At 54.3% G+C, this 13193-nt stretch carries 10 protein-coding genes; 5 read left to right on the top strand and 5 right to left on the bottom strand.

Translation table 11 applies throughout. The annotated features are described in order from the left end of the window. Positions 1-240: 240 nt before the first annotated feature. From guaD to xdhA, 4 genes are read right to left on the bottom strand one after another with little or no spacing between them, the layout of a single operon-like run. Positions 241-1557: a guanine deaminase gene (gene guaD, locus JI62_RS11500; RefSeq protein WP_088700295.1), complete on the bottom strand. Its 1317-nt coding sequence runs from the start codon at positions 1555-1557 to the stop codon at positions 241-243. A gap of 1 nt (position 1558) precedes the next feature. Next, entirely contained in the window at positions 1559-2434 is an 876-nt protein-coding gene (xdhC, locus tag JI62_RS11495; RefSeq protein ID WP_088700294.1) for a xanthine dehydrogenase accessory protein XdhC, read from the bottom strand. After that, positions 2431-4854 carry a xanthine dehydrogenase molybdopterin binding subunit gene (xdhB, locus tag JI62_RS11490; protein ID WP_088700293.1) on the bottom strand — a complete coding sequence of 808 codons (2424 nt, stop codon included), beginning with the start codon at positions 4852-4854 and terminating at the stop codon, positions 2431-2433. The genes xdhC and xdhB overlap by 4 nt, the downstream gene beginning before the upstream one ends. Further along, the gene (xdhA, locus tag JI62_RS11485; protein ID WP_088700292.1) at positions 4838-6307 is read right to left on the bottom strand and encodes a xanthine dehydrogenase small subunit; all 1470 of its coding nucleotides are present in this window, start codon (positions 6305-6307) and stop codon (positions 4838-4840) included. Before xdhA ends, xdhB begins: the two co-directional genes overlap by 17 nt. 239 nt (positions 6308-6546) lie before the next feature. On the opposite strand from xdhA, the gene JI62_RS11480 reads away from it, so the two are divergent. Beyond that, positions 6547-7233: a TetR family transcriptional regulator C-terminal domain-containing protein gene (locus tag JI62_RS11480; protein WP_088700291.1), complete on the top strand. Its 687-nt coding sequence runs from the start codon at positions 6547-6549 to the stop codon at positions 7231-7233. Positions 7234-7239: 6 nt separating this feature from the next. Further along, positions 7240-9678: an ATP-dependent helicase HrpB gene (hrpB, locus tag JI62_RS11475; protein ID WP_088700290.1), complete on the top strand. Its 2439-nt coding sequence runs from the start codon at positions 7240-7242 to the stop codon at positions 9676-9678. A 27-nt stretch (positions 9679-9705) separates the two neighbouring features. Here hrpB and JI62_RS11470 read toward each other — a convergent pair whose 3' ends face one another. Further along, a complete protein-coding gene (locus tag JI62_RS11470) occupies positions 9706-9918 on the bottom strand; it encodes a hypothetical protein (RefSeq protein ID WP_088700289.1) in 213 nt (70 codons plus the stop codon). Between the two features lie 169 nt (positions 9919-10087). Here JI62_RS11470 and JI62_RS11465 point away from each other — a divergent pair, with 169 nt between their 5' ends. From JI62_RS11465 to ctaD, 3 genes are all read left to right on the top strand, one after another. Further along, positions 10088-10261: a DUF2970 domain-containing protein gene (locus JI62_RS11465; protein WP_088700288.1), complete on the top strand. Its 174-nt coding sequence runs from the start codon at positions 10088-10090 to the stop codon at positions 10259-10261. 126 nt (positions 10262-10387) lie between these two features. Further along, positions 10388-11503: a cytochrome c oxidase subunit II gene (gene coxB, locus JI62_RS11460; RefSeq protein ID WP_088700287.1), complete on the top strand. Its 1116-nt coding sequence runs from the start codon at positions 10388-10390 to the stop codon at positions 11501-11503. 48 nt (positions 11504-11551) lie between these two features. Beyond that, positions 11552-13186 (top strand): cytochrome c oxidase subunit I, encoded by a 1635-nt coding sequence (ctaD, locus tag JI62_RS11455; RefSeq protein WP_088700286.1) that lies wholly within the window; start codon positions 11552-11554, stop codon positions 13184-13186. Positions 13187-13193: the final 7 nt, after the last annotated feature.

Below are 13193 nucleotides of genomic sequence, written 5' to 3'. Positions count from 1 at the left end.
TGTAGAGTAGCGGGGAGCCGCCCTAGTCATCGTCAGGCACTTATTATGAAAAATCCCCCAGGGCTTATGCTCTGGGGTTTTTTTTGCATGAGCGTGAGGGGTAAATAGTGAGGCGTGAGGGGAAATAGTGAGTAGAAAACGTTGGTATAGGGGTATCGAACGAATAACCTGTTTCACCTCACACCTCACACCTCACACCTCACACCTCACACCTCACACCTCACACCTCACACCTCACTTCTAAAAATCCCTGCGGTGTTGGCAAATGCCACCCGCCCAGGTTTCATAAATAGCGCGGTCGTCAGCCAGCATCATTAGCGCAAACAGCCGCTCACCAAGCGTGGTGCAATGATTGATTCGTCGCGAGAGTAGCGATGTTGCCTGGGTGTCAATCACCACAAAGTCAGCCTCAAGGGTAGGCGCCAATTGACCGATGTGGCTATCCAGCGAAAGAGCCTTGGCATTCCCCATGGTTAAGCCATAAAACCCCTGCCATGCGGTAAGGGGTTGACCGCCTAATTGTCCCACTTGATAGGCTGCTTTAAGCGTTCCAAATCCCGATAAATCAGTGCCTGCGCCGATATCGCTAGCAAACGTATATGCCATGCCCGTTTGCTTGGCTGCTTCCCGGTCGAATAACCCGCTACCCAGAAAAAGATTGGAGCTGGGGCAAAAGGCAATATTGGCGCCTCGATCCGCCAAGCGCTTGCGCATGCCGTTATCGAGATGAATGCCATGGGCGAAGGTGCTACGGGGGCCGACTAAGCCTGCCTCCTCATAAACGGCCAAATAGTCGCGACTGCCTGGAAACAGCTCGGCTACCCAATCTAACTCACCGCTGTTTTCAGCCAAGTGGGTCTGTAACCAAAGGGTTGGGTCATTACGTAAGAGGGCACCGGCAGCGTCCATTTGCGTTTTAGTTGAAGTTGGCGCAAAGCGCGGTGTGACGCTATAGCCCAGGCGGCCATTGCCGTGCCAATCCTCGATAAGTCGTTCGCTGTCAGCAATGCCTGATGCACCGTCCATCAACGCCTCTGGCGCATTACGATCCATCAATACCTTGCCCACCAGCATGCGCAGCTGGCGTTTTTGGCAGGCGGTGAAAAATGCATCTACGGAGCCGGGATGGCTAGAGCCGAATACCTGGGCAGTAGTAGTGCCCGCGCGTAGCATCTCATCCAAAAAAGCGTTAGACAGCGCTTCTGCATGGGCATGATTAGCAAAGCGACACTCTTCAGGGAAGGTGTAGTCGTTTAGCCAGTCAAGCAGTTGGCGGCCATAAGATGCCATGATATCCAGCTGCACATAGTGCACATGGGTATCGATAAACCCCGGCATAATCAATTTGTCACGATAATCGACAACGTCAGCACCTTTGGGTAGTGAAGGTGAGAGTTCGGCGAAATGGCCGACGGCATGAATATGCTGGCCTTTCAGCCACAGCAAGCCGTCGCCGTAATGCTCTAAGCTGCCTGGTTCGGGTGTATTGCCATCGCCAGGGTCACGGGCAAAACTAATCAATTCGGCACGAATGAACGTATCGGTAGAAGATTTCATATTAACTCGGGGTCGTCGGAGAGTCGGTCATTAGCGTTCGCACTACCTGGGAGTCAAGGCCGCGATTTTCTTGAGAGGAGGGCGTGTCCGTTAGCCAAAGCAGTTCGGCCACCACAGTTAAAGCAATCGCATAGGGCGTTTTATTACTCAGCTTAGTGGCATGGATGCGCCCGATGGGGCATCGCACCCGCGCAATTTGCCCGGCGGAGTAACCATCGCGCTTAAGGCGTCCTTCAAAGCTTGCCCATTTGCTGTCCGAACCAATCAGCCCAATCGATGCGATGTTATCTTGCGCGATCAGTGCTTTGATCAACGCATAGTCTTCATCGTGGTTATGCGTCAATACCAGCGCGTGGCTATCAGCAGGCAAGGCGGCAACACTTTGCTGTGCGTCTTTGAGTGAATAACAGCTAAGTCGTGGCTGCTGATGATACTGTTCAGCAAACGCATCGCTACGGCTATCGTGCCAGTGCAGCTGCCAGGGCAGCGGCGCACTTAGCTTTACAATTTGCTGCCCTACGTGACCTGCACCAAAGATCGCTATGTGCGTTGTAGTGCCTGGAAAAGCTTCCAAAAGGATATTAACGAATCCACCACAGCACTGACCGCTTCGTCCGCCCAGAGAGAAGGCTTCCAAGCTGATGCCGTAGCGTTTTTCTGTCAAACAAGCGCGTGCGGCGGTAATGGTCTGCCACTCAAAGGTACCGCCACCTAGCGTATCGAAGATATCATCGTCGGTGATCACCATGCGTGCGCCAGGCTCCCGAGGAGTGGAGCCTGCGCTGGTCACCTGAGTGGCTAATACATGGGGTATGCCGTCGCGCTGTAAACGGTGTAGCGCCGCATGCCAGCTTTCTGGGTTTTGACTAGAACTCACAGCACTTTCTTCCTGATCGCGTTGGCTGCCAGCATGACCCGCTCCGGCGTGGCCGGTGTATCTAAGTGGGGAGAGATGGCGTAATCAGTCAGGCTTGATAGCGCATCACGCAACGCCGACCAGACACAAATGCCCAACATAAAAGGGGGCTCACCTACGGCTTTTGAGCGGTAGAGACTGGCCATGGAGTTAGGGTGCCCCTCCAGTAGCGCGACATTGAAGATAGGCGGTAGATCGCCAAAGGTAGGGATTTTATAGGTCGCCGGCCCATCGCTGACCAGCACGCCTTTGTCGTTCCACTTAAGCTCTTCACTGGTCAACCAGCCCATTCCTTGAATAAAGCCGCCCTCCACCTGGCCAATATCAATGGCCGGGTTTAGTGAGTCTCCTACGTCATGCAATATATCGACACGGTCTACCTGATACTCCCCGCTCAAGGTATCCACGCTTACCTCTGCCACTGCCGCGCCGAACGCGTAGTAGTAGAAGGGTCGGCCTTGACCCACTGAGCGATCGTAGTGAATAAGCGGTGTGGCGTAGAAACCTTTTTCAGATAGCGAAATGCGATTGAGGTAGGCTGTTTGCACCAACTCCCCCCAGGGTATGCGGCGCTCGCTCTCGCCGAACCCGGCCACTAGCATGCCATCTTCCAGGCGCATTCCTTCGCGATCCAAGCCTTCTGAATAGTGCTCGGCGGCAAAATCAAACAGGCGTTCTCGCAGTTTGCTGGAGGCATCCCGTGCAGCCATACCGTTTAAGTCAGCACCGCTGGAGGCCGCGGTAGGGGAGGTATTGGGGACTTTATCGGTTCGCGTAGCGGTAATGCGTACCTTCTCCAGATCCAGGCCCAGCTCGCGAGCCACCACCTGACAAATTTTAGTATGTAGCCCTTGGCCCATCTCGGTGCCGCCGTGATTGATCATCACGCTGCCGTCGGTGTAAACATGCAGAAGGGCGCCCGCCTGATTAAGGTGCTGGGCGGTAAACGAAATGCCAAATTTAACCGGGGTAAGTGCCAGACCTTTTTTGATCACAGGGCTGGTGGCGTTGAAGTCACTGACCGCTTTGCGCCGTGCCCAGTAATCGCTGTCGCTTTCGAGGGTTTCAACGAGTGTATGCAGGAGTTGCCGCTGGTCGACCTGCTGGCCGTAGTGAGTCACCTCGCGGCCATCGCGGTAGAAGTTGCGCTTACGTACGGTCAGAGGATCTTCGCCAATCTGGCGGGCAATATCATCCATGGCCGCTTCGATAATCATCATCCCTTGGGGTCCACCGAAGCCCCTAAATGCGGTATTAGAAGCGGTATGGGTTTTGGCTCGATGACCGACTACCTGGGCATCCCCCAGCGAGTAAGCATTGTCGGCATGGAACATAGCGCGATCGACGATGGCGTCGGAGAGATCCGGCGAGTAGCCGCAGTCACCGATCACCGTGATCTCACCACCCTGAATAACGCCCTCAGCATCAATGGCGAGTCGATAGCGGTTATGGAAGGGGTGGCGTTTACCCGTGGCACGCATATCTTCGCTGCGCGGTAAGCGCAGTCGAACCGTCTTGCCGGTGCGGCGGGCAATAATCGCGGCAATACATGCCCAAGGAGAAGCCTGAGTCTCTTTGCCGCCAAAGCCACCGCCCATGCGGCGCACTTCTACGGTCACGGCATGAAAGGGAATATCGAGCACCTCCGCCACCAGCTTCTGTGTTTCGCTGGGGTGCTGGTTGGAGGTGTGGACGATAACGCCCTCATCTTCAGTAGGGTGAACCACGCATGCCTGGCCCTCCAGATAGAAGTGCTCTTGGCCACCGACGAACAGCTCGCCTTCGACAATCTGTTCAGCTTGGTCAAGCGCCTGCTGCCAATCACCACGGGTCTGGACATGCGTCGGGCGCACAAACTCTTCACGCTCCGTCGCGGCCACTGGGTCTAAACTGGCAGGCTGCTCATCGATGCTAAAGGCGGCTAACTTGACGGCACGGCGTGCCGCCTGCAGCGACGTTGCGGCAACGGCGAAGAGGCATTGCCCTGCGTAGCTGATCTCTTGATCGACAAAAATAGGATCGCCCGGAAAGACGGGCCCGATATCGGTATGGCCCGGCACCTCATGAAAGGTAATCACATCGACCACTCCTGGCGAATCTGTCACCTTGCTGAGATCAAGCTGAGTTAAGGTGCCGTGGGCGACAGGTGATAGGCCTAGCGCCACATGCAGCGCGTCGGCCGGTACGGCCAAGTCGTCAATATAAGCGGCCTTGCCGGTGACGTGTTTTTCGGCACTTTCGTGAAAGCTGGCACTTCCCGCCTGGCGTTGTCCAGTGCTGTCAACCGTATGGCGTGCTAAGGGGCCAGAGCCTTGAATGTGGTCGTCTAGTTCACGGCGGGCACGGCTGCTATCGCCGTCCAGTTTAGTGAGCGTACGCATGGAGCATCACCTCGTGGTCGGGCGCTGAGAGAGAAAGATAGAGACGCTCAAGCAAATTCTTGGCGGCTTGTTGGCGATAATGCTGACTGCCCCGCACATCACTCATAGGTTGGAAATCATCCTCGAGTGCCTGCTGAGCGGCGCGAAAAACTTCTTTCGTCATGGTGCAACCTTCGAGCGCTGCTTCAGCAGCTTTCGCGCGCTTGGGCGTCGCAGCCATTCCCCCAAAAGCGATGCGTACATCATGCAAGGTACCTTGTTCAATGCGGTAGCTAAAGGCACCGAGTAGCGCAGAGATATCATCTTCGCGACGCTTGGATAATTTCCAGACGCGTAGTTGACTGTCCTCAACCGACTCGGGAATGAAAATCCGCGAAACGACTTCATCGGCTGCCAAGGCGGTTTTTTTGTAATCGAGGAAAAAATCCTCCAGCGCTAAGCAACGCTTACCGTTTGTGCTGGCAAGTTCCACCTGAGCGCCCAAGGCAAGTAGCACGGGGGGCGTATCTCCAATGGGGGAGGCATTGGCGATATTGCCACCCAGCGTTCCCCGGTTGCGAATTTGCTGGGAGCCAAGCCGGTGCAGCAGATGAGCAAATGCAGGAAAGTGCTTTTCAAACAGCGGCTCGAGCTGGGTATAGGTAACCCCGGCGCCTATCCACCAGCCGGTTTGATCTGCATGGTTGGCTTTTTCAACTGTTAGTAGTTCAGCAACCCGAGAAACATCAATCAACTGATTGAGCGGCGCCAAGCGCTGAGTAATTTCCAGCCAAAGATCAGTACCGCCTGCCACCAAGCGCGCCTGGGGAGCCTCTTGACGCAATTGCGTTAGCTCCTCCAAAGACACTGGCTGAGCAAAAAATGGCACTGTCCCAGCCAAATCGGTGGTCTGAGTGTCGCTTTCTGACGCTGGCAACGCCGCGTCGAACCACTGAGGGCGCTCATAGGGCGTATCACTCATACGCAGCGCCGCATCGCGGATAGGACGATAGCCGGTGCAGCGGCACAAATTACCGCCCAGGGCGGCTTCTAAACGTTCAGGTGAGAGTTCTCGTAATAGTGGAGCAGGACGTTGAGTCAGATCGCTATGCAGAGTGAACAGCGACATAACGATACCCGGCGTGCAAAAACCGCACTGACTGCCATGGCATTCGATCATCGCTTCCTGAGCTGGGTGTAGGCGTCCTTTTTCCGACAACCCTTCAACGGTGACCAAGTGCCTGCCTTGTAGCTGATGAGCAGGCGTAATGCAGGCGTTTGCGCTGGTAAAGCTTTGCGTGCCAGCCGTTGGCTCACCTATCGCCACGGTGCAAGCGCCGCAATCGCCCGATGCGCAGCCCTCTTTGGTACCCGTTTGGGCCAAATGCTCGCGCAGTAGCGTTAAAATGCTGGTGTCGGGTGAAACGTTACACCGCTGGGGGGTACCATTGAGCAGGAACGCAATCGTTGCCATGCCGAACTCCACTGTAATTGTATAGACCGTGATTATGCTGACCGATCGGTCAATATGGGTTGAGCTTGGGACAAAACGCCGTACCTTGCAAGTATTTGCTCACTGCGCAGGAGTGGGGCAAGCTGGTGAGAAATGCTAACTTTTGGGGCAGCCCAGTCTATTCACTCATCCAGCCAAACATTCATGTGTAACGAAACATTCAAGCTAACAATCACTCATGCTATTGGGAAATACTGTTAATGACTGCCGTCTCTGCCACTCATGAAAGCCCTAGCCGGGAAAGAATAGAAGCAAGTATTCTGTTGGCCGCTGAGGAGGTGTTCTCTCAGCACGGCTACCGCGGGGCGAGCTTGCAAATGATCGCTGATCGAGCCGGTCTCCCCAAAGCCAATATTTTGTACTACATGGGCAGTAAGCAAGCGCTTTATGTGCGGCTGCTTAACCGCATGATGCATCGTTGGAACGAAGTGCTTGAGGATATTACTCCGGATAGTGATCCCGCGACGGTACTCAGTGATTTTATTCGCACTAAAATGGTGCTGGGGCAGCGCTACCCCAAAGGCTCAAAACTTTTTGCGGCGGAAATTTTAGCCGGTGCTCCCTTCTTAAGTGATTATTTGGCGGGAGAGCTACGCGATTGGGTGTCCTCTCGTGCCGCGATCATTCGACAATGGTCTGCCCAGGGAAAAATGGATGCTGTCGACCCGCGCTGGCTGATTTTCCTAATTTGGTCTGCTACCCAGCACTACACTGAATATAGTGCCCAGGTCGGCGGTATTCTAGGCCGTGATGCGTTAACAGAGGAGGATCTTGAATCCATCTCCACCTTTCTTGAGCACGTTATTCTAAAAGGCTGCGGCATCACTGGCTCCGCGTCCAACTCTGCGCCTAACAACAGTGCAGACGCCCACAGTGCGGGGAATTGACCTCACATGAGCGCTTTGCCTATTGAGCAGTATCTTGATCAGCTTAAAGACGTCTTGGCTAGCCATAATCGGCTGATGCTGATTGCCCAGCCGGGAGCGGGTAAAACCACCCGCGTGCCGCTCTGCTTACTTGAAGAAGAGTGGGTCAAAGGGCACAAGCTACTGTTACTGGAGCCACGGCGTGTAGCTGCGCGATTGGCGGCCAGCTTTATGGCACAGCAATTGGGTGAAGACGTTGGTCAAACGGTGGGATATCGCATGCGCGGTGACAGCTGTGTGAGCGCGCAAACCCGCTTGGAAGTAGTGACCCAGGGCGTGCTCACCCGCATGCTGCAAGATGACCCGCTGCTAGAAGGCGTTGCTGGAATTATTTTTGATGAGTTTCACGAGCGCAGTTTAGACGCCGATTTGGGCTTGGCGCTAACGCTGGATGTGCAAACCAGTATTCGCGATGATTTGCGCCTGCTGGTGATGTCGGCAACCCTGGATGTCGAAGCGCTCAAGCGGGTGTTGGGCGAGCAGGTGCCTGTTATTGAGTGCCATGGGCGCCAGTATCCGGTGACAACAGCTTATCGACCTTCAATAAGCGGTGAAGAGAGTGCCCGCCACGCGCTTCGGGTGGTTGAAGAGGCGCTGTCACTGCCCGATGCCCAGGACATACTGGTCATCTTGCCCGGTGTCGCTGAGATTAATCGCTTAGTGCAAGTACTGGAAAAGACATTTCCTGATCTGGCGATTCGACCACTGCACGGCAGAATGAGTATTGCTGAACAGCAGTCAGCCCTGGCGGCGAACACATCCAAGCAGCGAATTATTGTCTCCACCGCGATCACCGAGTCGAGCATTACCGTGGAGAGGGTGAATGTGGTGATTGACGGTGGCCTGGAGCGAGTGCCGCTTTTTCATCCGCGCACCGGGTTAACCCGTTTGACCACCCGACGTATCAATCACGCCAGCGCTGATCAGCGCCGGGGGCGCGCAGGGCGGCAGCGGGAGGGACGCTGCTTTCGGCTTTGGGCGCAGGAGCAGACATTGGTGCCTTACGGTGAGCCGGAAATTCAGCAGGCGGATCTCTCATCGCTAGTGCTCGAATTGGCGTGCTGGGGCGTTGCATCGCCCCAAACATTAAGCTGGGTGACGCCCCCGCCAGAGGGCGCCTGGCTAAGTGGCCAAGCGCTGCTGACACAGCTGGGTGTATTGGACAAGCATTGCAAGCTGACGCCTTTGGGTAGCCGCTGCGCCCGCTGGCCAGTCGAACCGAGAATTGCCGTTATGCTGGAGCGGGCTGCAGACTTCAATGCAGTGCCTCTGGCCTGTGGAGTTGCCGCACTGCTGGAAGAGCGCGACAGCGCCGAGCGCTCGCTGCATGATGCTTTAGCGCTGCGTTTGCGTCAGCCCCAACGTTTCCCCATTTGGCAGCGTGAGGCGCTTAGGCTGTCCAAGCGAGCAGGAGTGGCACTGAGTGACGCCAAACTAGTTCCGCTCGGGCCACTCTTAGCACTGGCCTACCCGGAACGCGTTGGTCAGCTAATAGAGCCGGGTAAATTTCGGCTTGCCAATGGCAAAACGGCTACGCTGCCGTTAAACGATGCGTTGGCGCATCAATCCTATTTAGTGGCCGTGGCGTTAAGTAGTCAGACAGGTGGTGAGGCGCGTATTACCGCAGGTGAGCCGTTGTCACTTGAATCGCTGCTTTCGCTCTACCCCAGTATTCAGCAATGGCAGCCGCGGGCAACGTGGTCGCAGGAAGGGGGGCGTTTAGTCGGGGAAGAGGTGCAGGCACATGGCCGCCTCGTTATTGCCAAACGACCTTTAGCGCATCTGCCGGAAGAGACGATAAAAAAGGCGCTATCGAACGCCTTACGTCAGCAGCCTGAAAAGCTATTTGGCGATAAGCTACAGCAGTTACGCGGGCGAATGGCGCTGCTGCGTGAATATCAGGGAGAGGCGTGGCCCGACTGGTCGGAGAAGGCGCTCTTAGCCACACTAGAGAGCTGGTTGGCTCCTTACCTGATTGACATCAATCGGCTGAGTCAGGTCGAGAAATTGCCGCTAGAGCGCTATCTGCTCAATTCACTGGCCTGGGAGGCGCAGAGTGAATTCGAGCAGTTAACGCCCTTAACGCTTGAAGTGCCTAGCGGCAAGCAGGTTGGCTTGGACTACCTGCCGTGTCTTTCCCAACGCCCACCTGTTCTAGCGTTGAAACTGCAAGAGGCCTTTGGCTGGCAGGTAACGCCCACCGTTGCTGATGGTGCAGTTGCCGTAATGATTCATCTGCTCTCGCCCGCGCGCCGACCGTTGCAAGTCACCCAGGACTTGGTTAGCTTTTGGCAGCAGGGTTATCCTGAAGTACGTAAAGAGATGCGCGGTCGCTATCCAAAGCATCCCTGGCCTGAAGACCCATTGACAGCACCCGCCACCGCGCATACCAAGCGAAAGGGGTGACCGGTTTAGCTGCCGCGACTCCGGTAATTACTCGCTGCGCTTTTCAGGGATTTCATCTGGAATGCGATAGCGCACGCCATCCACGCGCTCTTCCTCATAGCGTTGATTCTCTTCTTCAGGTACCACACCAAAGACGGTTTCTTGAGACCCATCCGGCCAACTGTAAGTCGTACAGCCTGCCAGCAGCAGTGGAAGAATCAAAAACAGTGTGATGGGTGAGGCGAGGTGGCGCTTGAGCATAAGGCACTCCATTGGGTGGCGCAGATCCTGAGAATTGGCTGAGTATCTCACATTGAGAAACTATAGGTGGTCATTTACGTGGCTGTAAATGCTTATGTATGTCTATGATAATAGTGCTTAACACGTCACCCTAGAATAAATGTGACAACAATAAAGTTTCGGAGGTGGTATGTGGTCAGTGGTCAAGTCAGTGTTGGCGGCCTTGCTAGGCGTTCAAAGTAATCAAAAGCGGGAAGAAGACTTTAGCAGTGGCAGGCCGGCAGCTTACCTCATCACGGGGGTGGTGATTACGTTGCTGTTTGTTTTGCTGCTTGTTTTTTTGGCCATGTTTGCGGCCCGCTGAAAAGCGTTGATAGCGTTAAATAAGCAAAGCGTGACGAATGGCACATATTTTCTATACTGCTAATATCTCATTTAATCCTGTCCTAATCTAACGATAAGAAATAACAACAATAACTTGGAGGTCTCTATGCGTTCACGGTGGTGGTGGCTAATGGCCATATCCCTTGCTGCAAGCGAGTCGCAAGCTCAGTCGAACGGCTGGAACATGCCCGTCGGCGTTACAGATGTAAGCAGCGATATTTATGGCCTGCACATGACCATTTTTTGGATATGTGTAGTGATTGGCGTGGTGGTTTTTGGGGCAATGTTCTACTCCCTGTTTCGGTACCGCCACTCAAAAGGCGCGAAAGCTGCCCACTTTCACGAACACACCAGCGTGGAAGTGTTATGGACAGCCATCCCCGTTCTGATCCTGGTCGGCATGGCAGTGCCCGCCACCGCCACTTTAAAAAATATGTACGACTCATCAGAAGCCGATTTGGATGTCATGATCACCGGCCAGCAGTGGCGTTGGCGCTACGAGTATCTTGGTGAAGATGTCGCCTTTACCTCAAATATGAGTACGCCAAGAACACAAATCAGTGGCGAAGAGGCTCGCGGGGAGCACTACTTATTAGAGGTTGATGAACCGCTAGTGTTGCCGATTAACCGTAAAGTTCGCTTTCTAATGACCTCCGACGACGTTATTCACTCGTGGTGGGTGCCGGATCTAGCGGTCAAGCAGGATACGATTCCCGGCTTTATCAATGAGAACTGGGTGAAGATCAACGAACCGGGTATTTACCGCGGACAGTGCGCAGAGCTATGCGGTATCGATCACGGTTTTATGCCTGTGGTGGTGCATGCCGTAGAAGAAGAGGAGTTTGAGAGTTGGCTTGCCGAGCGCAAAGAGTCCGCTGAGCAAGAAGCGATGGGCGTTGATCGTGAGTGGGAAATGGCAGAACTAGTAGAGCGCGGTGAATCCGTTTATCAATCGATTTGCTCCTCTTGTCACCAAGCAGAAGGCCAGGGCTCTCCGCCGGCATTCCCGGCACTAGCGAATAACGAGCAGCTCATCAGCGATGTGGATTGGCACCTTGATAAGGTTATCAACGGCGTATCAGGCGCTGCCATGCCCGCTTTTCGTAGCACCCTAAATCCGGTAGAGATAGCGGCTGTGGTTACCTATACACGTAATGCTTGGGGTAATGATACGGGAGATGTGGTGCAGCCTTCCGAAGTGGCTGAAATAATTGCCCAATGATTTCGGTATGCCAACCCATCAGACAACAACAATATTTCGGAGAGTCACATGGCGCCCAAACTACCTCCACAGCCCTCGCTGCAACATAGCACTACGGCCGTCGCCGATGGCCAGAGTCATGGTCATGCTGCGCCACCCAAAGGTATTTTACGCTGGCTATTGACCACTAATCACAAGGAGATCGGCTCTCTGTATCTGATTTTTTCGCTGACGATGTTTTTCATTGGCGGAATCTTTGCTCTAGTGGTGAGGGCCGAGCTTTTTCAACCCGGCCTGCAGTTGGTTGAACCGGAGTTTTTCAATCAAATGACCACCATGCACGGTTTGATCATGGTGTTTGCCGCGGTAATGCCCGCGTTCACCGGCTTAGCCAACTGGATGATACCGTTGCAGATTGGTGCGCCGGATATGGCGTTACCCCGGTTAAATAACTTCAGTTTTTGGCTGCTTCCGGTTTCATTCACACTATTGCTTTCAACGCTGCTTATGCCCGGTGGAGGGCCAAACTTCGGCTGGACATTCTATGCGCCGCTGTCGACGAATTTTGCTCCTCCCTCGACAACTTTCTTTATTCTCGCCCTGCACATTGCCGGTATTAGTTCTATTCTCGGCGCCATCAACATTATCGCGACCATTTTGAATATGCGTGCACCGGGCATGCGTTTAATGGATATGCCGCTGTTTGTTTGGACTTGGCTGATTACCGCTTTTCTGCTGATTGCCGTGATGCCTGTTTTGGCAGGGGTGATCACCATGATGCTGATGGATATTAACTTTGGCACCAGCTTCTTTGACGCGGCAGGCGGTGGGGATCCGGTGCTGTTTCAGCACCTGTTCTGGTTCTTTGGGCATCCCGAAGTATACATCATGATTCTGCCCGCCTTCGGGATTGTCTCAGCGATCATTCCCACCTTCGCGCGTAAGCCTTTGTTTGGTTACGCTTCCATGGTGTACGCCACGGCTGCCATTGCACTGCTATCATTTTTAGTCTGGGCTCACCATATGTTTATAGTGGGGCTGCCTCTGGTGGCAGAGTTGTTCTTTATGTACTCCACCATGCTGATCGCCGTGCCTACCGGGGTTAAGGTGTTTAACTGGGTGACAACCCTGTTCCGCGGCTCGATTAGCTTTGAATCGCCGATGCTATTTGCCCTGGCCTTTGTGGTGCTGTTTACCATTGGTGGTTTTTCAGGGCTGATGCTGGCGATTGCCCCGGCAGATTTTCAGTATCACGATACCTACTTTGTGGTGGCTCACTTCCACTATGTGCTGGTACCTGGAGCGATCTTTGCCATTATGGCCGGGGTCTATTACTGGCTGCCTAAGTGGACCGGGCATTACCCCAACGAAAAGCTCGCCCAGTGGCACTTCTGGTTCTCGATTATTGGTGTCAATTTAACCTTCTTTCCTATGCACTTTGCGGGCTTAGCGGGTATGCCGCGACGAATCCCTGACTATGCCCTTCAGTTTGCCGACTTTAATTTGCTCTCAAGTATCGGTGCCTTCTTCTTCGGTGCCTCTCAGCTGCTATTCGTATTGGGCGTCATACTGTGTGTGCGCGGAGGCAAAAAAGCGCCAGCAAAAGCTTGGGAGGGCGCAGAGGATTTAGAGTGGACTGTGCCTAGCCCTGCACCGCTGCATACGTTTGAAACGCCACCTGTGTTTCATCGTACGTCCCACTAATGACGAA

It is taken from the genome of Halomonas campaniensis, assembly GCF_002211105.1.
GTDB classification, from domain to species: Bacteria; Pseudomonadota; Gammaproteobacteria; order Pseudomonadales; family Halomonadaceae; genus Vreelandella; species Vreelandella campaniensis_A.
Note: the sequence above shows the minus strand (reverse complement) of the source record. Positions and strands in the feature narration are given on the sequence as shown.